Source organism: Pseudomonas sp. NBRC 111130, assembly GCF_001320485.1.
Taxonomy (GTDB): Bacteria; Pseudomonadota; Gammaproteobacteria; order Pseudomonadales; family Pseudomonadaceae; genus Aquipseudomonas; species Aquipseudomonas vlassakiae.
On the sequence record NZ_BCBG01000001.1, the window covers coordinates 62,873 to 82,135 of the forward strand.

The 19,263-nt window shown below is 60.1% G+C and carries 40 protein-coding genes; 21 read left to right on the forward strand and 19 right to left on the reverse strand.

Features of this window, described 5'->3' with window-relative positions:
- Nucleotides 1–136: 136 nt before the first annotated feature.
- The 17 genes from APH33_RS00355 to APH33_RS00420 all read right to left on the reverse strand — a co-directional run bounded on the left by APH33_RS00355 (nt 137) and on the right by APH33_RS00420 (nt 7,288).
- Nucleotides 137–727: a hypothetical protein gene (locus tag APH33_RS00355; protein WP_024086971.1), complete on the reverse strand. Its 591-nt coding sequence runs from the start codon at nt 725–727 to the stop codon at nt 137–139.
- Nucleotides 718–867 (reverse strand): hypothetical protein, encoded by a 150-nt coding sequence (locus tag APH33_RS27330; protein ID WP_024086970.1) that lies wholly within the window; start codon nt 865–867, stop codon nt 718–720. Before APH33_RS27330 ends, APH33_RS00355 begins: the two co-directional genes overlap by 10 nt.
- Nucleotides 864–1,469 (reverse strand): recombination protein NinG, encoded by a 606-nt coding sequence (locus tag APH33_RS00360; protein ID WP_054883248.1) that lies wholly within the window; start codon nt 1,467–1,469, stop codon nt 864–866. Before APH33_RS00360 ends, APH33_RS27330 begins: the two co-directional genes overlap by 4 nt.
- Nucleotides 1,466–1,936, reverse strand: a complete 471-nt coding sequence (locus APH33_RS00365; protein ID WP_054882096.1) for a hypothetical protein — start codon at nt 1,934–1,936, stop codon at nt 1,466–1,468. The genes APH33_RS00360 and APH33_RS00365 overlap by 4 nt, the downstream gene beginning before the upstream one ends.
- Nucleotides 1,929–2,312 carry a hypothetical protein gene (locus APH33_RS00370; protein WP_054883249.1) on the reverse strand — a complete coding sequence of 128 codons (384 nt, stop codon included), beginning with the start codon at nt 2,310–2,312 and terminating at the stop codon, nt 1,929–1,931. Before APH33_RS00370 ends, APH33_RS00365 begins: the two co-directional genes overlap by 8 nt.
- A complete protein-coding gene (locus tag APH33_RS27080; RefSeq protein WP_131812227.1) occupies nt 2,309–2,503 on the reverse strand; it encodes an Rmf/CrpP family protein in 195 nt (64 codons plus the stop codon). Before APH33_RS27080 ends, APH33_RS00370 begins: the two co-directional genes overlap by 4 nt.
- Before the next feature lie 121 nt (nt 2,504–2,624).
- Complete coding sequence (locus APH33_RS27085) at nt 2,625–2,801, reverse strand: hypothetical protein (protein WP_156351841.1); 177 nt, start codon at nt 2,799–2,801, stop codon at nt 2,625–2,627.
- Entirely contained in the window at nt 2,798–2,971 is a 174-nt protein-coding gene (locus APH33_RS27090) for a hypothetical protein (RefSeq protein ID WP_156327463.1), read from the reverse strand. The genes APH33_RS27085 and APH33_RS27090 overlap by 4 nt, the downstream gene beginning before the upstream one ends.
- Complete coding sequence (locus APH33_RS00375) at nt 2,968–3,309, reverse strand: hypothetical protein (protein WP_054883250.1); 342 nt, start codon at nt 3,307–3,309, stop codon at nt 2,968–2,970. Before APH33_RS00375 ends, APH33_RS27090 begins: the two co-directional genes overlap by 4 nt.
- Nucleotides 3,309–3,503 (reverse strand): hypothetical protein, encoded by a 195-nt coding sequence (locus APH33_RS00380; protein ID WP_054883251.1) that lies wholly within the window; start codon nt 3,501–3,503, stop codon nt 3,309–3,311. Before APH33_RS00380 ends, APH33_RS00375 begins: the two co-directional genes overlap by 1 nt.
- Nucleotides 3,503–3,814: a hypothetical protein gene (locus APH33_RS00385; protein WP_054883252.1), complete on the reverse strand. Its 312-nt coding sequence runs from the start codon at nt 3,812–3,814 to the stop codon at nt 3,503–3,505. The genes APH33_RS00380 and APH33_RS00385 overlap by 1 nt, the downstream gene beginning before the upstream one ends.
- A 2-nt stretch (nt 3,815–3,816) precedes the next feature.
- Nucleotides 3,817–4,578, reverse strand: a complete 762-nt coding sequence (locus APH33_RS00390) for a replication protein P (protein WP_054883253.1) — start codon at nt 4,576–4,578, stop codon at nt 3,817–3,819.
- Nucleotides 4,575–5,330, reverse strand: a complete 756-nt coding sequence (locus APH33_RS00395; RefSeq protein WP_054883254.1) for a hypothetical protein — start codon at nt 5,328–5,330, stop codon at nt 4,575–4,577. The genes APH33_RS00390 and APH33_RS00395 overlap by 4 nt, the downstream gene beginning before the upstream one ends.
- Nucleotides 5,327–5,737 carry a hypothetical protein gene (locus tag APH33_RS00400; RefSeq protein WP_054883255.1) on the reverse strand — a complete coding sequence of 137 codons (411 nt, stop codon included), beginning with the start codon at nt 5,735–5,737 and terminating at the stop codon, nt 5,327–5,329. The genes APH33_RS00395 and APH33_RS00400 overlap by 4 nt, the downstream gene beginning before the upstream one ends.
- Entirely contained in the window at nt 5,734–6,525 is a 792-nt protein-coding gene (locus APH33_RS00405) for a Rha family transcriptional regulator (RefSeq protein WP_156351844.1), read from the reverse strand. Before APH33_RS00405 ends, APH33_RS00400 begins: the two co-directional genes overlap by 4 nt.
- 322 nt (nt 6,526–6,847) lie before the next feature.
- Complete coding sequence (locus tag APH33_RS00415) at nt 6,848–7,048, reverse strand: hypothetical protein (protein WP_054883258.1); 201 nt, start codon at nt 7,046–7,048, stop codon at nt 6,848–6,850.
- A gap of 30 nt (nt 7,049–7,078) precedes the next feature.
- The gene (locus APH33_RS00420) at nt 7,079–7,288 is read right to left on the reverse strand and encodes a Cro/CI family transcriptional regulator (RefSeq protein WP_054883259.1); all 210 of its coding nucleotides are present in this window, start codon (nt 7,286–7,288) and stop codon (nt 7,079–7,081) included.
- A 90-nt stretch (nt 7,289–7,378) separates the two neighbouring features.
- On the opposite strand from APH33_RS00420, the gene APH33_RS00425 reads away from it, so the two are divergent.
- From APH33_RS00425 to APH33_RS00440, 4 genes are all read left to right on the forward strand, one after another.
- Nucleotides 7,379–8,083, forward strand: coding sequence for a helix-turn-helix transcriptional regulator (locus APH33_RS00425; RefSeq protein WP_054883352.1), 705 nt, complete (start codon nt 7,379–7,381; stop codon nt 8,081–8,083).
- A gap of 119 nt (nt 8,084–8,202) precedes the next feature.
- On the forward strand, nt 8,203–8,475 hold the full coding sequence (locus APH33_RS00430) for a hypothetical protein (RefSeq protein WP_054883260.1): 273 nt from the start codon (nt 8,203–8,205) through the stop codon (nt 8,473–8,475).
- Complete coding sequence (locus APH33_RS00435) at nt 8,472–8,963, forward strand: hypothetical protein (RefSeq protein ID WP_054883261.1); 492 nt, start codon at nt 8,472–8,474, stop codon at nt 8,961–8,963. The genes APH33_RS00430 and APH33_RS00435 overlap by 4 nt, the downstream gene beginning before the upstream one ends.
- Before the next feature lie 68 nt (nt 8,964–9,031).
- A complete protein-coding gene (locus APH33_RS00440) occupies nt 9,032–9,247 on the forward strand; it encodes a hypothetical protein (RefSeq protein ID WP_054883262.1) in 216 nt (71 codons plus the stop codon).
- 515 nt (nt 9,248–9,762) lie between these two features.
- Here APH33_RS00440 and APH33_RS27095 read toward each other — a convergent pair.
- Nucleotides 9,763–9,987: a hypothetical protein gene (locus APH33_RS27095; RefSeq protein ID WP_152976799.1), complete on the reverse strand. Its 225-nt coding sequence runs from the start codon at nt 9,985–9,987 to the stop codon at nt 9,763–9,765.
- 429 nt (nt 9,988–10,416) lie between these two features.
- Between APH33_RS27095 and APH33_RS00450 the strand changes: the two genes are divergently transcribed.
- From APH33_RS00450 to APH33_RS00510, 13 genes are all read left to right on the forward strand, one after another.
- On the forward strand, nt 10,417–10,689 hold the full coding sequence (locus APH33_RS00450; RefSeq protein ID WP_054883263.1) for a hypothetical protein: 273 nt from the start codon (nt 10,417–10,419) through the stop codon (nt 10,687–10,689).
- Nucleotides 10,690–10,713: 24 nt separating this feature from the next.
- Nucleotides 10,714–10,926, forward strand: coding sequence for a hypothetical protein (locus tag APH33_RS00455; protein ID WP_054572416.1), 213 nt, complete (start codon nt 10,714–10,716; stop codon nt 10,924–10,926).
- A 244-nt stretch (nt 10,927–11,170) separates the two neighbouring features.
- On the forward strand, nt 11,171–11,572 hold the full coding sequence (locus APH33_RS27335) for a hypothetical protein (protein ID WP_174824247.1): 402 nt from the start codon (nt 11,171–11,173) through the stop codon (nt 11,570–11,572).
- The gene (locus APH33_RS27850; protein WP_047934815.1) at nt 11,569–11,802 is read left to right on the forward strand and encodes a DUF551 domain-containing protein; all 234 of its coding nucleotides are present in this window, start codon (nt 11,569–11,571) and stop codon (nt 11,800–11,802) included. The genes APH33_RS27335 and APH33_RS27850 overlap by 4 nt, the downstream gene beginning before the upstream one ends.
- A 20-nt stretch (nt 11,803–11,822) precedes the next feature.
- Complete coding sequence (locus tag APH33_RS00465) at nt 11,823–12,071, forward strand: hypothetical protein (protein WP_038409490.1); 249 nt, start codon at nt 11,823–11,825, stop codon at nt 12,069–12,071.
- Between the two features lie 12 nt (nt 12,072–12,083).
- On the forward strand, nt 12,084–12,500 hold the full coding sequence (locus APH33_RS00470) for a hypothetical protein (RefSeq protein ID WP_054883264.1): 417 nt from the start codon (nt 12,084–12,086) through the stop codon (nt 12,498–12,500).
- A complete protein-coding gene (locus tag APH33_RS00475; protein WP_054883265.1) occupies nt 12,497–12,688 on the forward strand; it encodes a hypothetical protein in 192 nt (63 codons plus the stop codon). Before APH33_RS00470 ends, APH33_RS00475 begins: the two co-directional genes overlap by 4 nt.
- On the forward strand, nt 12,685–13,218 hold the full coding sequence (locus tag APH33_RS00480) for a hypothetical protein (protein WP_054883266.1): 534 nt from the start codon (nt 12,685–12,687) through the stop codon (nt 13,216–13,218). Before APH33_RS00475 ends, APH33_RS00480 begins: the two co-directional genes overlap by 4 nt.
- Nucleotides 13,215–13,430, forward strand: a complete 216-nt coding sequence (locus APH33_RS00485; RefSeq protein ID WP_054883267.1) for a hypothetical protein — start codon at nt 13,215–13,217, stop codon at nt 13,428–13,430. The genes APH33_RS00480 and APH33_RS00485 overlap by 4 nt, the downstream gene beginning before the upstream one ends.
- 467 nt (nt 13,431–13,897) lie before the next feature.
- Nucleotides 13,898–14,629, forward strand: coding sequence for a Rad52/Rad22 family DNA repair protein (locus APH33_RS00490; protein ID WP_054883268.1), 732 nt, complete (start codon nt 13,898–13,900; stop codon nt 14,627–14,629).
- Entirely contained in the window at nt 14,626–15,189 is a 564-nt protein-coding gene (locus tag APH33_RS00495; RefSeq protein WP_054883269.1) for a siphovirus Gp157 family protein, read from the forward strand. Before APH33_RS00490 ends, APH33_RS00495 begins: the two co-directional genes overlap by 4 nt.
- Nucleotides 15,190–15,196: 7 nt before the next feature.
- Entirely contained in the window at nt 15,197–15,703 is a 507-nt protein-coding gene (locus APH33_RS00500) for a hypothetical protein (RefSeq protein ID WP_054883270.1), read from the forward strand.
- Between the two features lie 253 nt (nt 15,704–15,956).
- Nucleotides 15,957–16,472 (forward strand): hypothetical protein, encoded by a 516-nt coding sequence (locus APH33_RS00510; protein ID WP_054883272.1) that lies wholly within the window; start codon nt 15,957–15,959, stop codon nt 16,470–16,472.
- Here APH33_RS00510 and APH33_RS00515 read toward each other — a convergent pair.
- On the reverse strand, nt 16,430–16,975 hold the full coding sequence (locus APH33_RS00515) for a hypothetical protein (RefSeq protein WP_054883273.1): 546 nt from the start codon (nt 16,973–16,975) through the stop codon (nt 16,430–16,432). The genes APH33_RS00510 and APH33_RS00515 overlap by 43 nt on opposite strands.
- 110 nt (nt 16,976–17,085) lie before the next feature.
- On the opposite strand from APH33_RS00515, the gene APH33_RS00520 reads away from it, so the two are divergent.
- From APH33_RS00520 to APH33_RS00535, 4 genes are all read left to right on the forward strand, one after another.
- Nucleotides 17,086–17,637, forward strand: coding sequence for a hypothetical protein (locus APH33_RS00520; RefSeq protein WP_256218576.1), 552 nt, complete (start codon nt 17,086–17,088; stop codon nt 17,635–17,637).
- 14 nt (nt 17,638–17,651) lie between these two features.
- On the forward strand, nt 17,652–18,269 hold the full coding sequence (locus tag APH33_RS00525) for a hypothetical protein (RefSeq protein ID WP_054883275.1): 618 nt from the start codon (nt 17,652–17,654) through the stop codon (nt 18,267–18,269).
- Nucleotides 18,270–18,335: 66 nt separating this feature from the next.
- Nucleotides 18,336–19,046, forward strand: a complete 711-nt coding sequence (locus APH33_RS00530) for an HNH endonuclease signature motif containing protein (RefSeq protein ID WP_054883276.1) — start codon at nt 18,336–18,338, stop codon at nt 19,044–19,046.
- Complete coding sequence (locus APH33_RS00535) at nt 19,027–19,260, forward strand: hypothetical protein (protein WP_041925462.1); 234 nt, start codon at nt 19,027–19,029, stop codon at nt 19,258–19,260. Before APH33_RS00530 ends, APH33_RS00535 begins: the two co-directional genes overlap by 20 nt.
- Nucleotides 19,261–19,263 lie beyond the last annotated feature (3 nt).

The following is a 19,263-nucleotide window of genomic DNA, read 5'->3' on the forward strand; positions in this document are numbered from 1 at the left end:
CGTCGGGACTCTTGAGGCCCTCTTCGGGCAATAAAAAACCCGGCGCAATGGCCGGGTTAATTTGAGTTTTTGCCGGAGGCAAAATTATCAGGATGGCGAAATAATGCCACCAGCCGAGCGGGAACGCAATAGGGCCTCAAGCGGCCCTGCGCATTTCGTAAATTGCGGCTGCCACCGGACTCAGTGCTTCCTTGTCCAGATCCTCGCAGCACTCGAACGCGAGGCGCACATATCCGCCCCACTCTCGCTCCCAGCGGACCGATTCCAGCCTTACCCCATAGTGGGCATCCAGCCAGGCACGGAAGCCCTCAGGCGACTCCAGCGGGTCATCATTGGCCGACTGCCCGCCCTGGTGCATGTACCGGTACCGGGTCATGACGCCCTTCACCACATACTCCAGCTTCTCGCGCTTGGCGGCGGTCATGCGCGGAGAGCGCTGCTGGACCATAACGAACACGGCCTCCTCTGCATCCTCCTGCGTGTCGGCGTCCAACCGCGGCGAGTACATGAAGTTGCCGAAGGCCTTGCTGCGCCCGGGCAGCTTGCCGATAGCCGCCTGCACACCGCCGGCCAGCGCCTGGTGCACCGCGTGGCTCGCCTTCCGCTGCTTCTCCGTGGTCTGGATCATGGTGCCCAGCAACCCGAGCTGTTCGATGAACAAGCCCTGGCTATCCCAGGCGGTATACAGGCAGTCGTGCCAAGCTTGTCGTGCGCTATTCAGTTGCATGCCTTTCCCCTCTTCTCAGCCCGGCGCACCAGGAACTCTTCCGCGTACCGCTTGCGGCGCACGGCGCCTGCCCATGACAGCGCCACACCGGCCACCACCATGAGAACGGCCATAATCAAAAATCCCCACGCTGGCGTCATGCCGCTGCCCTCCTCAGGTCTTTGAGCTTCTGCCTGTACAGTGCCTTGATGGCCTGCAGGTCCTCGATGGTCAGGCGCTGGGGCTTATGAGGCCCTTCGAGCCATTCAACCTGATCGGCGCCGATGCGCTTCACTAGGCGGATGCGGTACTCGACCGCGTTACCCGACAGGTTCCGGTTGCACTTCACGCACTGGCGGTGGACGTTCAGTGGCTCGAAGCGCAGTTCTGCGCACGCGCCAACCGACCGATAATGTCCGGCGTCCCAGCGGCTGCCGGTGATGAGGTCGTGGTCGCTCGGGTTCGAGTCGCAGCTGATGCACGGCAGGCCGGCGTCACGCTCGCGGATGTACGCATTGAACGCAGTCTGCGCCTCGGCCATGTGCTCGCGGCGGGTCTTCAGCTTCTCCTGGCGCTCCTGCAGGTCCTGGCGGGCCTGCTTCGTGATGGCCTTGGCCGCGATCTTCTGCAGCTTCGGGTCCTTGGCCATGGCCTTAGCACAGGCGATGCTGCAAACCTTCTGCGTGGTCATGGTCGGCTTGAAGGGCTTGCCGCAGCCGGGCGCCTTGCACTTCTTCGGCTTGATCTCCTTGGCCAGTGTCATGCCGCCTCCTCGCTGAGCAAGTCGCTGAACACCACACCCTGCGGCGCAAACTCGGCCACGATGCGGTCGGTGTACTGGCAGCCCTGGGCCCGGTCGAACAGGCGGGTCACCGGGAAGCCATCCGGCCCGAACATGGCGCACGGCCCCATCAGGCGCAGCTTCACCTCATACGGCAGGTGGATGAACGACTCGGCCCAGCCGGTGCGGAATTCCTCGCAACCTGCGCGCATGATCGGCACGCCGAAGTGCAGCTTGCAGTACCGGCGCACGTCCTCGATGTCGCCCATCTCGGTGCTCTTGGCGATCCGGTCGTACATGGCGAACCACAATGCGTTCTGGTCCAGGGTACGGTCCTTGCCTGGGCGCATGCTGACCACGACGAACTTCTTGTCGCGGAACATGCGGGTGAGCATGGTCACAGCCTCGGAGAGCTTGGCCTGGCTGTTGACGCTGATGCGGTCAGCCATGGCTCGCCTCCTTGGCCATGGCCGCCGCATGAATCTTCGCAACACACCCGGCGAGGTCGTGCTTCTCTTGGAAGTACTCACTTGCATAAGCGCCCCAGGTAGCCACTTCCTCGGATGCTTCCAGCAGCGCCTTGCGCAGACCCTCGTTCTCAGCCCTGAGCTGGTCACGCTGACGCATCTGCGCATCGCGCTCGGCAAGGAATGCGGTGCGCCAGGCTTCATGCCGCTCGATCTCCGCGAGCAGGGTCAGGACGGTTACCGGGTCAACCTCGCATGCCAGAGCGTTGTAACGGCTTTCGTGTTCGATAAGGTCAGAACCGGAGTAATCGCGCGCAGCCTCAGCCAGCGCCTTCAGTTTTTGCTTGTCGATGGTCATGCAAACCTCCCATGGGCGCTGTGCCCTCGCAGCCATTCACCGCGTTCGTAGTCCTGATTCGCGCCGGTGTAAGGGCATTGGGTCCAAGGGGTGCCGGATGAAGCAGCCTCAAGACCCTCTGCAAATGGCGATTTGTACGGCTGATCTTTTCCAGTTAGCGCCTTGATGATTTCGGCTTTGTCGATGGTCATGGCTGCACACCCCAATTGCTGAAGGTGTGCGCTGGACGCACGTAGCGATCTCTGGCGTCGAGCGGAGACGGAAAGCGCCACCCAGCCAAAACCAGTGCGCCAAGGATTCCAATTGCGATCTTCATGACTGCTCTCCCTGCATGCGCGCCAGCAGCTTCAGCCGAGCGACGGTCTCGCGCTCTTGGTTAAGTTCTGGAATCAGGCGATTGCAGGCGCGATGGAAGCCCAGGGCATAGCCCAGCTGCATACCCATGGCCCAGCACACCAGGATCACGAAAATCAGTTCGAAGTCAGTCATGGCCTGCCCCTCACGCAACTGGTGCGCACGATGCTGAAAGTGCCCTCAAGGTCGGCCTTGGCCTGCGCAGCAGCCTGCTGGCATGCCTCGGCCGACTCCATCGGTACGGAGGTCATCGCCGAATCCTTGCCGGCAGTGAAAAGAACGATCAGGAAGTAGGCGGCGATCATGGCGCCACCTTCAGGCCAGCTTTCTCCAGCGCATGGATCGTGTAAGAAGGGGTTTTCGAGCACATTGGGTCGGTCACCTTGGCAGCCTTCTCGGCATCGAACACGGTCATGCCGCCGCCACAGGCTGCGTAGTCGGCAACCCAATGCGATGGCGCACCCAGCTCCACCACCACGGCCTCGCGGGAGGCCTGCCAGGAGGCCCAGCCAAGATTGAGGAACTGGGCGTCGTTGCCGATGTACCAGTCGCCTTCGCGGTCGATCACCAGGCCCCGCCCGACGCTGGCAGCATCCTGGATGGCCCACGCCTCGTAGGTGTCGCGCATCTTGTTGGTGTCCATCAGTGCTTCTCCCAGGGCAGGAAAATGGCAGAGACCGCTTCGGGGATCTCCCGGAAATCTCGACGGTTCTGCCAAAGGATCGCGACAGAGAAAATGATCGGCATGAACGGGAGCAGCGCCATCAGGTAAAGTCGAGCAAGCCACGGGCGACGAATCATCCAGGCTTGAGCACCTCGGGGATTGAACTTGCGCATTACTGGCCCCCTTGCATGAATTCGCCGTAGTTGGCAGCTGCAATGACGATGCCTCTGCACGTAGCCTCTACGTCTACCGTTCTGCGGGTTACCCCAATCTCGTCCTCCGGCAATTCATGCGTCACGTATTGGATTGCGTGCTCCAGAGCCGCAGCCAGACGGAACGCGTCTGCGTGGTCAGTGAATGGGCGCCACAGGCGGTATGAGTCGCGGCTGCCAATGCGCAGGCAATTGCGCGCTGATTCGTAGCAGAGCACCGGGCCAATGCCGGCAGCCATGGCCGCCAGCTCCAGCAGTTGTTGATCGGACATGCTCACACCCCCTCCCCGGCCGGCTGCCCGGCGCGCTTGATGTTCAACTTGGCCAGCAGGTGTGCACGGCATGCGGCGGCGCTGGTTGGGATCTGCTGGATCTCAAGCAGGCGGACCTGCTTCTGGGCGGCGTACTCGTCGGCCAGCTGGGCGGCGCCCTTCTGGCTGTCGTGAGCGATGCCGGTGGCGATGTCGCCCAGTGGCTCGCCAGCCACCAGCATGCGAATGGTGATGTCGTAGGCCCGGGCGAATACCTTCTCGGCCCGCTCCACCTCCATCGACCCCAAGTTCTGCGCCTCACACTGCAGGGCCGCGTGACGCACAGCTGCGTGCGACCACGTGCGGGAACCTGCCCTGCTGGGGTGGAAGTTCTCCAGCGCCTCTGCCAAGGCCCGCGCAAGCGGCGGAATGCCCATCTCTTCCGGGGTTGGCTGGCACAGCTTGATGAACTTGCCGCTGCTCGGGGCAAAGTCGGTACCCAGCACCCGGCACTTCTGGATGCCGAAGCGGATCTGCTCGAGCGTATTGATACCTGCGGCGACGAAGGACTTGATCCAGCTGCGCTTGGCAGCCTTCAGGGCTTCGTCATCCGGCCAGGCCTGCTTCCACGCTGGGAAGATGGCCTGCAGTTCCTTGAACAGGGCGTTGACCACTTCGGTGGTGCCCGGGTCGAGCTGCTTGGCCGGGGCCTGGACATCGGCTGGCAGGTTGCGGGCCGTGGCCATGATCTGCGTCACGCTGCGCAGTTTCGGTTGTGCGCTCATAAGCCCCCCAGGTCATCAGCCCAGCTGGTGTCGTTGAAGTCGGGGCCGCTGGCCGGGCGGCGGGATGCGAACGGGGCGGCGACTGCCGGCTGGGGCAGTTCGTCTTCCCAGCGCTTGCCGTTCAGCCAGGTCGAGGCGTGCGGGATGAACTGGCCGCCGTCCTTGGTCCAGTCGGTCGACACGGTCCAGGCAGCCAGCGCCTTGGCCATCAGGTCGAACAGGTCAGCGGTGACCTTGATCTTCGCCCAGGCCTTCTTGGCGTCGGCCTTGCTCACCTTGCGCGGGTAGAGCGACCAGAACCGTTCGAAGTCGACCAGCTCGCTTTCGCGAGAGTCAGTCCTTACTCCCTTCAGTCCTTGCTTACCTTCAATACTTACTAGTGTCGGATTTGCCGGATACGGCTGAGCCGGAAGCGGTTCAACCGGATACGGCAAAGCCGGAAGCGGTGTTTCCGACACGACGTAGTGGGTTTCGCCCAGCAAACCGGACTCGCCACGGTCCTGACGGCGCTGGACGTAGCCGGCGGTGATCAGTTCCTGCAGAAGGCCGTACACGCCGTCACGACCCGTCGGCTTCGACGACTTGGCGGTCTCGTTGCGCAGGTGGGTGACGGATACGGCCCAGTGGTCTGGCTTGCCCAGCAGGAAGACCAGCAGGCCACGGGCAGCCCAGCTCAGGCGGCCGTCCTCGCTGATCGACTTGTTGAGCATGTAGAAATTGGCCTCGGGGCGAGGCGCGCGGATGATGCTCATTGGCCGCGCTCCTTTTCCTTCTCAGCGCGACGCTTCTCCCGGTGGGCATACACCTCTTCCAGGCCTTCCTCGATCTTGACCACCTCGCGGTCGAAGTAGGCCTGGGCCTGGGTTTCCTCTTCTGGCGGGAGCTCGCCCGGGCCGACCAAACCGTTCCAGATCCATTGCATTGCCGCGTCGGAGCCCTTCCCGTGCCGCCACTCGACCACAGAGGCACGCATGCCGAGCAAGTAGCGCCCGAACAGCAGGTCCATTTCCTTCACCAGCATGCGCAGATCTTGGTTCTCGGTCGTGAGCCGGTCATAGGCCTCTGCCATCACGACATCGGGACCGTGCGGGTCGTAGCCGATACGATTTCCGTCCTCTGAGAGCATGGCGACGACCTTGTAGCGATGGACTTCGCTCATGCTGCACCCCGCACTGCCTTGTCATGGGTGTGCAGGCCGTCCCAGTTCTTCTTCATGGGCAGCTCGCCGGCCAGGTACAGCTCGTACAGGCGCACTGCGCCCTTGCGCAGCAGGATCGGCGTGTAGCTGATGAACGCCTCTTTGCCGTGCGGGGTGATCTCCTGCTGGTGCTCGGTCATGTACTTGTCGCGGGCGTAGGCGCCGACGCGGTACCGGGTGCTGGACCTGCTCTCGTTGTAGAGCCAGTTTCGACCTTCGAGGAAGTGGCCCACCTGCATCACGTTGACCCCATTGAGGCCCTTGCAGAACTGGACGTGGCTCATGCCTTCCTTGAACAGGTTCTCCAGGTGGTCGATCTTCTTGGCCTGGGCCTCGACTTGGACGGTGAGCAGGACGCGGGCTTTCTCCGACTCCAGGGCCATCTGGAGGATTTCCAGCTTGCTCAGGTCGGCAGGCGCGGACGGGACCGCTTTTGCTTCGAGCTCCTGCCAGCGGTCGATAACCCTGGCTCGGTGCTCATCGCTGTATCCGGCCACCACCAGGTGGGTATCGCGCTCGATCAGGTCGTAGACTTCGATTGGGCGCCCGCCCGTGGCTTCACGACGGCTTTTACGACTTGATCGCAAAAGGTTTTTCGAGAAAAGACGCTCAATGGTGGCCACCACATCGTTGTGGCGAGCCTCTACCAAGTCAGCGATTTCACGCGACGACATCGTGCGCGCCACGAAATCGTGGCTCGCGTTTTGTGGCGCGGCCCTTGAGAGGGCCTGTACACTGTGGGTCTGCATATGCATAATTCCCCTACGAGTTTTGTTATGCAGAGAGCCGGGCCGCAATCCCGGCTTTTTTGTGCCTGTAATTCAGAGAGGGCCTCTGCCCTACCCTGAAGAGTCCCTCGTCGAGGCCCTCATTGGGGCCACCAACTGCAGGACTTTGGCCTTACGGCGGCCAACCACTGATACAGCGCCACTGGCAACAGCTGCTTCGAACACCCGGTTCATCGCAGTGTTGAAATCCCAGCTATTGGCCCTCATCAGTCCCTCTATTCGCTGCCGCACTTCTGGCGGCAGCTGATCAAGCTGTACGGTCATTTGGGCCTCCAAAGGGCCTTCAGCCCGCGATATCGTGCTGCTTGTCCTGCATCAGTTCTTCGATGACGCCGTTGGCCACAGCCCATTCGATGATTTCGTAGAGATAGGTGGCGTGTTGCATGCGGGTTTTGCTTGCCGCCTTGCGGAGAATTCGATCCAGGACAGGCTCAAAACGCACCTTCACTGGAATTGCGCGCTTGTGGCTGGGGTCCATGTGCATCTTCGGTGACTCCTTGCTGTTTAAAGGTGGTTATGCAGCTTGTTGTGGAAGGCTCGGGCGCAGATCGCGGGCTTTGATTACGCCTTTCGTGGCTATCTCGGCCTTAATTGCTACCTCGGCAGTGCAGCCGTGAAGGCCGCGAACCCACCCGCTTACCGTTCCTTGCTTAACGCCCAAGGCCTCGGCGGTGGCCTGCTGGGAGCCGAAATGCTTTACCAGCTCGTCAAAGTGAATGTTCATGATTCTCCGCCCGTTTAAAGGGATACCTTTATGCTAGAGCAAAGGAACACCTTTTTGCAAGAACAAAGGCTGACCTTTAAATTTGCGGCCATGGAACTTAAAGATCGCCTGAAACAGGCAAGAAAGAATGCTGGTCTCACCCAGGCAGAGCTGGCCGACAGGGTCGGTATCAAGCAGGCTTCTGTCTCCGAGATCGAGCGCGGGCTGACAAGAACCAGCGGATACCTGGTTCAGCTCGCCCAAGCCTGCGGCGTTGATCCAATTTGGCTGTCCGAAGGCACGGGCTCTCCCGATACCTCCAAACCGATCGCCAACGCCACCATGCTCGGCCCGATCTCCGTCTGGGACGACGACACACCGCTGGACGACGACGAGGTTTACGTGCCGTTCCTCAAGGAAGTAGAGCTGTCCGCAGGATCGGGACGTACCGTTATCGAGAAGTCGAGCAGCAGAAAGCTCCGCTTCGGCAAACAGACTCTTCGCAACCAGGGCGTGCAGTTCGACCAGGCTGTGTGCGTGACCGTGCGCGGCAATAGCATGGAACCAGTTCTGCCGGACGGCAGCACGGTGGGTGTCGACAAGGCTTCGACTGCCGTTAAGGACGGGAAGATGTACGCGATCGATCACGGCGGCGAGCTGCGGGTGAAAACCCTTTACAGAATACCGGGCGGCGGTCTGCGCTTCCGCAGCTTCAACCAGGATGAGCACCCGGACGAGGAGTACACCGCGCAGCAGCTGGCCGAGAGCGGGATCAACGTGTTGGGAAAGGTGTTCTGGTACTCAGTGCTTCTCTAGAAAAAGAGAGCACTTGTCCGGTGATCCTGGGCTGGGACGGCCACGCAATGCGATGCGTGACACATGCCGAGGCCATTTTCTGAGAAATTTTGAAGGATTTGTTTTAGGATGAATGCTGCATGAGCCCCACCAAGGACGAATCTGCCGGCCCGTCGCCGATCAAAGACCTGTCCCTGGCGATTGACTCACTGAAAGGGCTCCTGGAAATGATTTACGCCAAGTCGGCGTACCTAGGTCATTTCTGCGTGATCATGATCATCGTCTGTCCTCTCTATGCTATCTATACTTGGGGCAAGATTGGGAGGCCTGAGCGTGCAGCTGATGAGAAGGCCGAGAAGGCTTTCAAGAAGAAGCTTGCCAAGGGTAAGAAGTCCGGAGGTAAAGGGAAATGATCGAATTTGTCGTAGCTAGCCTGCTGGCAGCTTTGACTGTCGGATACTGGGGGCTCTGCAGATCCCGGTCCCTTCCGCTGAGGGAAAAGGCATCTCAGCTGGTTACCGATTACATTGAGCGGGATGACGTATCTAAAGATGATGCCCGATCGATGTTCGGGGCTTACTTCATCGCGACCAAATGCTGGTTTTTGCCACTGGCCGTGGTCTTGTCGATCCTCATCATTCCCTACCTGGCTCTGGTCAGCAAACCAGGGGACAAATCGACGCCGGATGCTAAGCGGAAGATCATGACCAGCTGCATGCTGTTCCACGTCGTCCGAAATCCTATTATCTCAGTCCTCTGCCTCTCGATAATTTTCGCTTGGACAATGGTCTTTGTAGCTGGCGGACTGCTGACCCGTAGGCTGACCTCGGTTCCAACGCTAAATCAGTTGCTGGATATTTTGAGCATGCTCAGACCGGAAAGAGACAAGCACGCACACTGATCCTAGAGCCCGCCTCGGCGGGCTTTTTCATGCCTGCTATTCTGTCAGGAATCGAAGAAGGGCATGCCATGATTACCGACAAGCTCACCCTTTCACTGCTCTCGCGACTGGCTGATGCCCAGTTGGCGCTGGCCACCTCGATGAAGGGGCTGACCCCAGAATCTCAGGGATACCCTGATGAGGTTCTCAAGAATATCTCCGAATCGCTGGATCACATTGAAGCCTCGATAGCTGGGATAAAGGCGATCTGTGAGGAAGAAATATCGCAAGGCAAGCTGCATTGACTCCTATCCCTGCCAGGTGAATCGCCCTCGCCTGAAAGCCCGCCAATGAGCGGGCTTTTTCATGCCCGCGCGCGCCGGCCGGCGCCTGAAATCAACCCCTCCCTGTAGTCCATGTTGTGCGGCCCGAGATACCGGCCTTTAAAAAATAAAGGCAAACCTGTTGACCTAAAATAAAGGCTATCCTATATTTCACCTCAAGCAGTCACCAACCAGGGACTGCCGAGGCCCTCACCGGCCGCCGCTCTTTAGCGACACACCTTGCCGGATCGACACCGGCCAAATGCAACAAGGTAGCGAGCCGAACACCTCAAGTTCGGTACAGGGGCGCCTCACCCCGTGGCCAGCAGCGTAGATGGCCCTAGATCAAAGAGTGCTGACGGGTGGGATGCCATTCAATGGACTACACCGCGGTCAGCTGTCGGGATTCAAGATCCCCCGAGAAAGGAGATTACCGGCCCGCCGAGTGTGGGCCGGATGCTCTCCAGATACCTCTGGTTAGAGGTATGCGGAGAGCATCATTTGCGGCGATTAGAACCCGGAGCACCACCAGATACTGGGCGTCTTGGGGCGCGGTAGCCGGATAATGCATGAAGCTCCTCGCGCTTGATGCGCTGCTCCATTGCTCGAATTTCGATAACCAAGCCACCGCCTTTGCCGGGCGGCATCGAATCAAGATCACGCTGCATTTTGGCGAGAGCTCGCTTCAATCGCTCAATCAGCTCTTTGTGGCTCTCGGTCATTTTCCTTTGCCTGAGCCGGGTGAACCTCCATGGAACACCTTGGTAGCTGAGTAGAGGGTGTCGCCCTCTCCTGGCTTGTATCGCGTCTTTCGCTCGTTCCTGCATCCCTCGCACATTACTGGGGGATTCACCCAGTCAGCCCGATAGCTGAACTTCGTGGTCTTGCAGAAACGGCAGTTCGCGACGATCCATCCGCTTTTCGGCTTCTTCGGTGGCGGTGGTTCGAATGGAGTGGGAATGGCGGGAGGGTTCGCCTTTTCCATGGCTTGTTTGAGCTGCATCAGTACTGCGAGATTCTTCGGATCCATGGTCTTCGCCTCTGATTTCAACCTTCCCGAGATTACCAGCAGCAAATAGCCATCACCACCACGTATTCACTGAAGCACCTGGGCGACCGGGTGCTTTGGGAATCCACTGGAGGAGCACAGCATGCAGATCAACCAGCAGAAAACGGTTCAGGTCGACGTGACCGAGCTTCGCCTTCACATCAAGGTGCGAGACGGCTTTGCCGCAGGCATCCAAGACGCTCAGGGCGATGAAGTGGGTAGCTACGAGGGCTATGTGCCTGACTTCTTCCCTGGCGAACACTACGGCGATTACCTGATGCTGAACATCGACCTGGAGACAGGCCAGATCAAAAACTGGAAGAAGCCGGACGCTGCCGACATCGAGAAGATGCTGGCCCAAGGCGAAGACGACTGATCAACCGCCCTGGAGGGCAGATCGATGTCCCAGACATTCGAGCAAGGCTGGGCAGCGCGTCCGTTCGCGCAGCAGTTCCCGGAAATGAACGCGGACGAGGCCAAGCGCCTTGACCACATCAACACCTCTATCACCACGCTGTACCTGGCGGGCCTGCTCACTGACAAGCAGGCTAACGAGATCCGCACCAAGAAATTCCCCAAGGTCGTCACCAAAGCGGTCATGGGCAAGAGCTGATTCCCTGAAAGCCGGAAAGACGGCCCGATGCCCTGCTCCCCATCGCGGGGTTCATCGGAAAGCGCATGGAATCGTCCGGATCAAATGTCGTTACCGGCCATGCGCTTCCCGATGCATCCCGCATCCCCTTCCCTTCACATACGACCGCATCAGACAGGCTCCAGCCCTGCGCTCTCACGGCTCGCAGGAGGTTTGGTCACCTGCGCTGGCATCTGCCTCATGCGGTCCTACTGAGGTTCACACTATGAGCGAACACACTCCAGGGCCTTGGGTACTGGACACCATCCAGACTTCAGTTGGTATTTGTCATCGAATAGGGCCATTCCCACCGCGGCGGCCGGATGATGAAACAGTAAGGCATGCGTGTCTTTACGCAGACTACCCATCAGCATTCAACCCTGCTGACAAAGAGCTAGAAGCCAATGCCCGCCTGATCGCAGCCGCCCCAGATCTGCTCACTGCGCTGGTATCGGTGGTAGAGAGCGCCGAGCAACGCATTTTCGAAGACTGGCTTCTGCGCATCAGCCCAAGCGGTGACGTTGATTCTGTTAATGCTCAGTGGCTCGACAGCGGTGATTACCGCGACTTCACCGAGTCTTGGGCTGAACAACTGGACGCCATTGATAAAGCCCGGGTGAAGCCATGAGCGCCTGGATCAAGTGCAGCGACAGGCTTCCGGAGGTTGGGACCAGGGTTCTTGCTTGGAACGAACAATACGGTGCTCGCGAGTCGCTTTACCGCGAATACGGCAAGGGCTCGATTGCTCACTCCCTCGGATATCCGCCGTACTTCTCGTGGGAAGAGCCGCAAAGCAGTTGGGCTTCAAGCTGGAAACCGACCCACTGGCAGCCCCTCCCTTCCCCACCCACCGAGTAACCCACCACCTGGAGGCGACCATGGCCGTCACAGTCGAGACTGCTGCCGTCTTCCGTGGCGGTGGTCGTCGCTGGTTCACGCTGCGTGCTGCATGCGCGGCAGAGGCACGCGAGCTACTCAAGAAGCACTGCGATTGCGACTACTGCGATCACGAAGGCTATGGCAGAGAGCACCTCTACTGCCGCCTTCACCACCCCGACCGATACCCGCGAATCATGCAGCGCCTGACGAAAGGCCTCATGCGGCGCTATCGGGCATCCCAACCGTAACTGGAGGCGACCATGGGCGCACTTCGAGCAGCACAATGGCAGTACGACCATGCTGAGCCGGAAGACGACTCGGCGTATCAGGAAGCGGCGCAGAACTGGATCGAGAGCAAGGCCGAGGAGCTGGTCGGCGGCTGCGATGTTCTGATCCCGCAGCGTTTTGGCGGCCCGGTGGGCGTACGCCAGGAGCAATTCGTGGCCAAGCTGGCCGAACACCTTCGCGCCCTGCAAGAGGCAGAGAAGGACGACCTCAACGCCTTGGCCCTGCTCCTGCTCCAGGCACAGGCCGGTGGGCCAGTGAAAAGCATGGTCGAGGATGTTGTCGGCCAGAGCGATCACTGCAAGGGCAAGCTGTACGAGATCGCAGAGTCGATGCTTGAGCAATACGCCGAGCAAGGCCTGAAGTACGAGGCAGACGAGGCGCAGCTATGAGCCCTCATGTGCTGATCGACGAGGAGCTAGACGCCATGGCGGATCCTGCGACCCCGAAGTCTTGGCAGGCCATGGTCCTCAAGCTGCTTACCGAAATGCTGGCCGACCAGCGTATCACCATCGAAGAGTTCAACCACTACTGCGGGCGCCTCAACAAGATCGTTGATGGGCGCAAGGAGGTCGCGTGAGCAAAATTGATTGGGCTGCCAAGCCAGATGGATATCCACTCTGGATCATCCCGATGCAAGGATTTGAAGCGTGGCCTGCAGGCTGGCACAAGGATTCTGGTGATTTGTACATCGATCAGGTGGGGCGCCCCTGGGCCAAGTCTGACGAGGGCAAACGCTTCAAAGTGTTCACGGATCCAAACGGCTGGCCTAATGCTGGTCGCCCTCCCGTTGATACCAAGTGTCAGGCTCTTATCAAAGGAAGAGATGAATTGTGGGTTGAGTGCCATGTGATCTGGCACCACCCCGAATTCATTAGTTCGGCGGCAGTTGTGCACGGCGAAGGGCGCCTTCTTTGTTGGTCGAGCAACTTCCGCCCCATGCCTACGCCAGAGCAAGAGCGCCATGCAGGGCTGAACGAAATGATTCGCCATATCAAAGATCACCCTCTTGGAACCCACGGCGCCAGTCACCTGCAAGAACTGATGATCCATGAGGACGTTGTCCGGGACCTTTGGGACGCTGGCTACCGCAAACAGGAGGCACTATGACCACTCCAGTCTTCCCGTCGCTCATCGACGACCAGGTGGCCGAGGTCGCCCAGGCCGTGCCAGACGATCGAATCCTGCTGGTGTTCAAGGGCCTGACTATGGAGGACGCCATGAATCAGGCGCGCCTTGCCCACATCGAGAACCCTGCGGCCTGGTCGGGCCGGGCCTACCTATGCGGCATGTGCACCCTGGCCTACGAGGTGCGGGCATGAAGCTTGTTGGCTGGAAATCAGGAGTGCCTGATAGCAACCGAGTGGTTCAAGCGCTACGCCAACTCGACAACGGATCACGCGTTCGATGGAGATGCCGATTCCACTCCCATGAAGGGCGATGGGCAACCCATGACGGCATCTTCATCGGCGGCGTATTGGGTTGGAGAGAGCTGAAATGACCAGCTACCAGCGCGCCCGCCGCATGGTCATCCTGCGCGGCTCCTTCTCCATGATCTTCGCCTGCACCTTCTTCATGCTCGCCAGCGCACTGGCCGGAAGCATCACTTCCTGAATACACACCCGAGCCCGGCGGGCCCTTAGGGGATAACCGGACCTACCCGGAGCGTAAGCGGCGAGAGCGCGCAACCATCCACCGCAGCCAGGGCCTGGAGCGTACCTCCGTGCCTGGGTGACCTGGCATTTCCCCTATCCCAACTGACGGCGCCGGCCTGGCGCGAGGTGTACCAATGTCCACTACCAACATGCGCATCTGGGAGCAGGTGCAGACCACCGATACCCGCTACACCAAGAACGCCGAGGTCGGCGGCCAAAAGATCACCAGCCTGAACGGCACCGCAATGGTCATGAAGGCGACCGAAATGTTCGGCCCGGTCGGCATCGGCTGGGGATGGAAGGTGCTGGAAGAGCGCTTTGACGACGGCCACGAGGTATTTGCCGGAGAAGGCGACAAGCGAATCTGCCTGGGCCGGGAGATCGGTCACACCGTCAAAATCCAGCTCTGGTTCATGCAGGACGGCCAGCGCGGCGAGGTCGAGCAGTACGGGTGCACCCGTTACCAGTACAAGACCAAGTACGGCATGACCACCGATGGCGAGGCGCCGAAGAAGTCCCTCACTGACGCCATCAAAAAGGCCCTGTCCATGCTGGGCTTCAGCGCCGACGTGTTCCTCGGGATGTTTGACGACCAGAACTACGTCCAGCAGCTGCAGGCCGAGCAGGCAATCGAGCAGGCCGAGGACCGCCAGGCCGAGATCGATCGCCAGCAGCAGGAGCGCCTGGACTTCATCAAGGACACGATCGAGACCATGCAGAAGGCAGTGACGCCGCATGAGCGCAAGAAAATCCACGACCACGCCGTGCGCAGGCTTATCGGCCGCAAGGACGAGAAAGGCGCTGCCCGGATCTCCCTTGAATTGAAGAACCTCGAAGCCGGCAAGCCGCAGGAGGCTGCAGCATGACCCAGCTCTACGCACTCACCGGCCAGATGGCCGAACTGGCCGCCATGTGTGACACCGACGACGAAGGCCTCAAACAGGCCATTCAGGACACCATGGCCGGTATCCAGGGCGAGTTCGAAGTGAAGGCCGACAACATCGTCATGCTACGCCGGAACATTGAGGGGGACATCAGTGCGATCGAAGCGGAGATCGACCGCCTCAACGAACTCAAGCGCATCAAGGCCAACAGCGTCACGGCGATCACCGACTACCTTCGCCGGAACATGGATGCCGCCAACATCAAGTCGATCAAGCGTCCGCTGTTCACCATCAGCCTGGTCACCGGCAAGGAAAAGGTAATCGTCGACAACGAACAGGCGGTACCGGACGAGCTGACTTCTGTGGTGACCAAGATCGCGCCGGACAAGAACGCCATCGCCGCCAAACTCAAGGAATGGCGTGAGCATAACGAGGCGGTCCGCAAGCGTATGGCCGCCGGCGAAGACTGCGAAGACGAACTTATCCCTGAGCCAAGCTGGGCGCATCTGGAGCGCGGCGAGAGCTCGATCCGCATCAAGTGAGGTAGGCATGAACCAATCAATCGACCTGGAGGCTGCCAAAGCGGCCTTCTTCGCGTCTGGTGGCCAGCTGATCGTGCTGGAGGGCTTCACCTACCGGCCGCTGCCGCAGCGCAAGCACCCGGAGCCCGCACCTAAAAAGCGCCGGGGGCCGCCCCCAGTGCAGCACGGTACCCGTCAGGAAAAGGCTCAGGCCCGCGCCGACATGGTGGCAAAGATGGCCGAGACCATGACCTGCAGAGAAGCGGCCCAGGAACTCAAAGTATCCCAGTCCTCGCTATGGGATGTGGCCAAGCGCCACGGCTTCGCGTTTGTCTCGGGCAACCGCGGCAAACACATCGAAAAGCCAGACGTCGAGGCCCGTGACGCCAAGCTGGCCGATCGAATCCGGGCACTCAGGGATGCAGGCCTATCGCGCAATAGCGCAACTCTGAAGCTCGAGATCGGCCACACGACGATGAGTCGGATCATCAAGAAGTTCGGTATCGACTTCCCGCTCAAAAAGCGCAGGAGGTAGCGATGCGACCGCGAAAGCACAAGAAGGTCTTCCCGCTCCCCTACTACCAGGGCCGGACCGCCCGGGCCGCGGGCCGGTGCCGCGCATCCCAGCCCTACCCCGAAATGACCGTAGACAGCGCCTGGTGGCTGGGAGGCTGGCACGACTGCGACATGGAGCTATCTGATGAACCGAAGAATTACCCGATCGATGCAGCTGCACAGGCGGCGTGAGCAGTTCAACCTACCGCCCAGCGGATTGAAGGAGGTGCCGTATGGCTATGACGCCGCAAGAGCGCGACAAGCGCCGGCGCGAGAAGGCCGAGCGCCTGCAGGAAGAAGACCTGCGCTTGAAGGTTCGACCAGGGACTAAACAGGCCCTGCTGGAGCTGATGGAGTGGGCCGGGATCGAGGAACAGGGGGAGGCGATGACGCTGATGATTCATCACATCGAAGCGCTCGGGCATCACGCACTTTTCCGGATCGCGCGCCACGAAATAGAAGCTCACCGAACTGTGGCGCGGACTGAGCCGCTGCGGCTGTCAGCCAGGAAGCGAACCGGCCAGCATCTGCGCGCAATATGCGGTTGGGCAGACGCCTCGGCCAGCCAAATGATCGAGGCGCTGATCCACGGCATCCACGCACTCGGCATGCTGCACGCGGCGAAGTTTCTAACCCCGCCGCGGCATGAGATCAGCATCTCACCGCGCCTGGCGTTGGCCTTCGACCGGAAGAGCATGCTGATGATTCAGCAGGATCCTGGAGATGAGCTCATCTGCCCAGCTCTGTAGGCCAAGGCATCCTTAAAGCTGATCTTGGCGGTACCATCGAAGTAGGAAATCCAGAACCTCCATACGCTGCAAATCACATCGCACATATCGAAGAGGGTATTCCCATCAGTCGAGAGCATGTGGAACTGGATCAGCATTGACTCCCCTTCAAGGTCGAAATCTGAATTTCGAGCGCGAAGAGATGCCTCCTGAAGCCTGGTCATTTCATGCTTGGCATCATTCACAAAGTGGCGACAAGCATCTAGTTGAAGCGCTGACTGAATATCCTTTTCCCTTATCTTGGATATCAGGTGATTTCCTCGATCCATGCCATGCATCAAAGCGGCTTTATCTGCCAAGTGATTCAAGAAAAACGCGCAGCTGATCAACCTTCGGTAGATGACCAGCATTGAGCCAGAGTCGATCCTCCGATCGGCCTGGAACTCCGACCAGAACTCGTCGAATGACGGCACCGCCAGATCGCGCCAATAGCCGCGCACATCATCAAGATAAAGATCGACCATTTATGCTCCATGCCCGGCCCCATGCCGGTCACCCGTAATACCCCATCCCAAACCAAATTGCCATCATGCCGCCACCAGCACGGAGGGCGGCGCCGTGCATGGAGAAAGCCATGAGCTACTTCTACAAGACCGAATCCCCAAAGGTCCTGGCCGCCGTGCGCGCCTGGGACGAGAAGAAAGCAGCCTGGAACGCCCAGCGCGAGAAGCTAGACCAAGCCTTCGGCGCCGAAGCCTCGCCGATGTACAGCGGCTCCCGCAACTACGTCGGCGGCATCAAGCTCAGCGCCAGCCGCGATCTGGATGTGCATTGGTGCCGCCCTGACGAATACGGCTACCGCTCGCTGCGCCGGGCGCCCAAGCATGCCAAGGGCACGGACAAGGAGGTGCGCGCGGCAGAGAAGGCTGAGCACAAGCGCCTGGAAGATCTCTGGAAAGCACATTGCCCGGACGATATCGACCGGGACGAAATGTGGGAAGCCATCGGCGTCGAGCGCGGCGGCATCTGGCTCAGTGGCGGGGTGTGCTTCACCTATGACGATACCGTGTACCTGAACCTGGGCAGTAAGGCCGCTGACGGTGATGTCGACGGACTGGTTGAGATCGTCAGCAGCGAGTACGAAGCAGCCCGCCAGCGCGTGCTCAACGCGCGGAAAGCCGCTTAAGCAAGGAGCGCGGAATGAGCCAGCTATTTTACCTGCAGGACAGTCGTACCGATGTCGGTGATGGGCTGATGTTCTGGGCCCTGGGCGGCGGCTACACCACCAACCTCGACAAGGCCGAGCTATTCACCCAAGAGCAGGCTTGTGGCCATCGGGAAACAGACATTCCATGGCCAAAAGATTACGTCGATGCCCGCGCACATCTCGGCGTCGACCACCAGTACATCAGCCTGGACGAGGCCCGCGACCAGCTTACCCCGGGATGCACTGTTGTCCTGCAGATCCCTGGGCACTGGAACGGGAACGACATTGCCTTGGCCAGGTGGCCAATAGGCTACACGTACCGATTCGAGAAGGCACACCACCTCACGCTTGAGGTTGCCGAGGCGATCGGCAACACGCCAGAGGAAGCGGTGATCTGGCCTGTGTCTTACCTTGAGTCCAAGGCCAGGCGCCTGGTGCACAAGCGGGACGTTGATATCAAAGAGGCCCTGCAAGGAACCGGCATTGAGCTGGTGAAGCCGAGACGACGACGTGCGCCTGCAAGTATCCAGAACTGCGGAGGCTGTGGTCGGTTCGTGCCTTCGCCCAGCTACGAAGACTGCCGCCACTGCGATCACGACAACCGCCCGTAACACCAAGCGATGGCCGCCAGCGCCTTCCCCTATTCAACGATAACGCCGACCCGGCGAGGATCAACCATGAACCCAATCGCCCTGCAGGCCTTGCTAGACGCAAGGCGCCGGCTTGTGAAGGCCTTGCCCGAGCCGTCGCGTAGATTCTGGACCGACGCGGAGGTGGCCAGGCTCCGGGCGCTGTACCCCGGCACCCCAATGCCGGACCTGGTCCGCACATTCAATCGCCCCGACCACGCCATATACAACAAGGCTCATGCCTTGGGGCTTGCTCGAAGCGCCGAGTATCTCGCCAGCGAGCATGCATGCCGCCTGCGACGGGATGACAACCCTGGAATCGAATATCGGTTCAGGCCCGGCCAGGAACCGTGGAACAAGGGCCTGAAGGGTCTGCAGATTGGAGGCGAGGCCACCCAGTTCCGAAAGGGCAACAAGCCTCACACTTGGCAGCCAGTAGGAACGGAGCGGGTCACCGAGGACGGCATACGGCAGCGGAAAGTATGCGATGACGGCCCATCGTATCGCCGCTGGAAGTCGGTGCATTCCCTGCTGTGGGAAGAAGCCCATGGCGAGATCCCGCCAGGCCACCTGGTGGTGTTCAAGGATCGCAACCCAAAAAACATTGAGCTCGATAACTTGGAACTGGTCAGCCGCGCCGAGAACATGCGCCGCAATACCATCCACCGGTATCCGCCTGAGCTCAAGTCGACCATCCGCCAACTCAGCAAGCTCAAGCGAGCTATCAGCGAGGCTACCAGTGAAAAACAAGATGACTGACCTCCGTAATCACCTCTTTGCCACCCTGGAAGCGCTTCAGGATCGGGATAACCCCATGGACATCGACCGTGCCAAGGCGATTGCTGACGTCGGGAAGGTGCTGGTCGACTCGGCCAAGGTGGAGGTTGCCTTCATCGTCGCTACTGGGGCCGATGCTTCGTCCACCGGGTTCATTGAATCAGAGCGCTCACTGCCTTCGCCTGGCGCACGTTAACAG

Excerpts from the sequence above, each read along its gene's own strand:
- APH33_RS00355 (WP_024086971.1), bottom strand. The coding sequence starts at position 727 with ATGCAACTGAATAGCGCACGACAAGCTTGGCACGACTGCCTGTATACC.
- APH33_RS27330 (WP_024086970.1), bottom strand. The coding sequence starts at position 867 with ATGACGCCAGCGTGGGGATTTTTGATTATGGCCGTTCTCATGGTGGTG.
- APH33_RS00360 (WP_054883248.1), bottom strand. The coding sequence starts at position 1,469 with ATGACACTGGCCAAGGAGATCAAGCCGAAGAAGTGCAAGGCGCCCGGC.
- APH33_RS00365 (WP_054882096.1), bottom strand. The coding sequence starts at position 1,936 with ATGGCTGACCGCATCAGCGTCAACAGCCAGGCCAAGCTCTCCGAGGCT.
- APH33_RS00370 (WP_054883249.1), bottom strand. The coding sequence starts at position 2,312 with ATGACCATCGACAAGCAAAAACTGAAGGCGCTGGCTGAGGCTGCGCGC.
- APH33_RS27080 (WP_131812227.1), bottom strand. The coding sequence starts at position 2,503 with ATGACCATCGACAAAGCCGAAATCATCAAGGCGCTAACTGGAAAAGAT.
- APH33_RS27085 (WP_156351841.1), bottom strand. The coding sequence starts at position 2,801 with ATGACTGACTTCGAACTGATTTTCGTGATCCTGGTGTGCTGGGCCATG.
- APH33_RS27090 (WP_156327463.1), bottom strand. The coding sequence starts at position 2,971 with ATGATCGCCGCCTACTTCCTGATCGTTCTTTTCACTGCCGGCAAGGAT.
- APH33_RS00375 (WP_054883250.1), bottom strand. The coding sequence starts at position 3,309 with ATGGACACCAACAAGATGCGCGACACCTACGAGGCGTGGGCCATCCAG.
- APH33_RS00380 (WP_054883251.1), bottom strand. The coding sequence starts at position 3,503 with ATGCGCAAGTTCAATCCCCGAGGTGCTCAAGCCTGGATGATTCGTCGC.
- APH33_RS00385 (WP_054883252.1), bottom strand. The coding sequence starts at position 3,814 with ATGTCCGATCAACAACTGCTGGAGCTGGCGGCCATGGCTGCCGGCATT.
- APH33_RS00390 (WP_054883253.1), bottom strand. The coding sequence starts at position 4,578 with ATGAGCGCACAACCGAAACTGCGCAGCGTGACGCAGATCATGGCCACG.
- APH33_RS00395 (WP_054883254.1), bottom strand. The coding sequence starts at position 5,330 with ATGAGCATCATCCGCGCGCCTCGCCCCGAGGCCAATTTCTACATGCTC.
- APH33_RS00400 (WP_054883255.1), bottom strand. The coding sequence starts at position 5,737 with ATGAGCGAAGTCCATCGCTACAAGGTCGTCGCCATGCTCTCAGAGGAC.
- APH33_RS00405 (WP_156351844.1), bottom strand. The coding sequence starts at position 6,525 with ATGCAGACCCACAGTGTACAGGCCCTCTCAAGGGCCGCGCCACAAAAC.
- APH33_RS00415 (WP_054883258.1), bottom strand. The coding sequence starts at position 7,048 with ATGCACATGGACCCCAGCCACAAGCGCGCAATTCCAGTGAAGGTGCGT.
- APH33_RS00420 (WP_054883259.1), bottom strand. The coding sequence starts at position 7,288 with ATGAACATTCACTTTGACGAGCTGGTAAAGCATTTCGGCTCCCAGCAG.
- APH33_RS00425 (WP_054883352.1), top strand. The coding sequence starts at position 7,379 with ATGGAACTTAAAGATCGCCTGAAACAGGCAAGAAAGAATGCTGGTCTC.
- APH33_RS00430 (WP_054883260.1), top strand. The coding sequence starts at position 8,203 with ATGAGCCCCACCAAGGACGAATCTGCCGGCCCGTCGCCGATCAAAGAC.
- APH33_RS00435 (WP_054883261.1), top strand. The coding sequence starts at position 8,472 with ATGATCGAATTTGTCGTAGCTAGCCTGCTGGCAGCTTTGACTGTCGGA.
- APH33_RS00440 (WP_054883262.1), top strand. The coding sequence starts at position 9,032 with ATGATTACCGACAAGCTCACCCTTTCACTGCTCTCGCGACTGGCTGAT.
- APH33_RS27095 (WP_152976799.1), bottom strand. The coding sequence starts at position 9,987 with ATGACCGAGAGCCACAAAGAGCTGATTGAGCGATTGAAGCGAGCTCTC.
- APH33_RS00450 (WP_054883263.1), top strand. The coding sequence starts at position 10,417 with ATGCAGATCAACCAGCAGAAAACGGTTCAGGTCGACGTGACCGAGCTT.
- APH33_RS00455 (WP_054572416.1), top strand. The coding sequence starts at position 10,714 with ATGTCCCAGACATTCGAGCAAGGCTGGGCAGCGCGTCCGTTCGCGCAG.
- APH33_RS27335 (WP_174824247.1), top strand. The coding sequence starts at position 11,171 with ATGAGCGAACACACTCCAGGGCCTTGGGTACTGGACACCATCCAGACT.
- APH33_RS27850 (WP_047934815.1), top strand. The coding sequence starts at position 11,569 with ATGAGCGCCTGGATCAAGTGCAGCGACAGGCTTCCGGAGGTTGGGACC.
- APH33_RS00465 (WP_038409490.1), top strand. The coding sequence starts at position 11,823 with ATGGCCGTCACAGTCGAGACTGCTGCCGTCTTCCGTGGCGGTGGTCGT.
- APH33_RS00470 (WP_054883264.1), top strand. The coding sequence starts at position 12,084 with ATGGGCGCACTTCGAGCAGCACAATGGCAGTACGACCATGCTGAGCCG.
- APH33_RS00475 (WP_054883265.1), top strand. The coding sequence starts at position 12,497 with ATGAGCCCTCATGTGCTGATCGACGAGGAGCTAGACGCCATGGCGGAT.
- APH33_RS00485 (WP_054883267.1), top strand. The coding sequence starts at position 13,215 with ATGACCACTCCAGTCTTCCCGTCGCTCATCGACGACCAGGTGGCCGAG.
- APH33_RS00490 (WP_054883268.1), top strand. The coding sequence starts at position 13,898 with ATGTCCACTACCAACATGCGCATCTGGGAGCAGGTGCAGACCACCGAT.
- APH33_RS00495 (WP_054883269.1), top strand. The coding sequence starts at position 14,626 with ATGACCCAGCTCTACGCACTCACCGGCCAGATGGCCGAACTGGCCGCC.
- APH33_RS00500 (WP_054883270.1), top strand. The coding sequence starts at position 15,197 with ATGAACCAATCAATCGACCTGGAGGCTGCCAAAGCGGCCTTCTTCGCG.
- APH33_RS00510 (WP_054883272.1), top strand. The coding sequence starts at position 15,957 with ATGGCTATGACGCCGCAAGAGCGCGACAAGCGCCGGCGCGAGAAGGCC.
- APH33_RS00515 (WP_054883273.1), bottom strand. The coding sequence starts at position 16,975 with ATGGTCGATCTTTATCTTGATGATGTGCGCGGCTATTGGCGCGATCTG.
- APH33_RS00520 (WP_256218576.1), top strand. The coding sequence starts at position 17,086 with ATGAGCTACTTCTACAAGACCGAATCCCCAAAGGTCCTGGCCGCCGTG.
- APH33_RS00525 (WP_054883275.1), top strand. The coding sequence starts at position 17,652 with ATGAGCCAGCTATTTTACCTGCAGGACAGTCGTACCGATGTCGGTGAT.
- APH33_RS00530 (WP_054883276.1), top strand. The coding sequence starts at position 18,336 with ATGAACCCAATCGCCCTGCAGGCCTTGCTAGACGCAAGGCGCCGGCTT.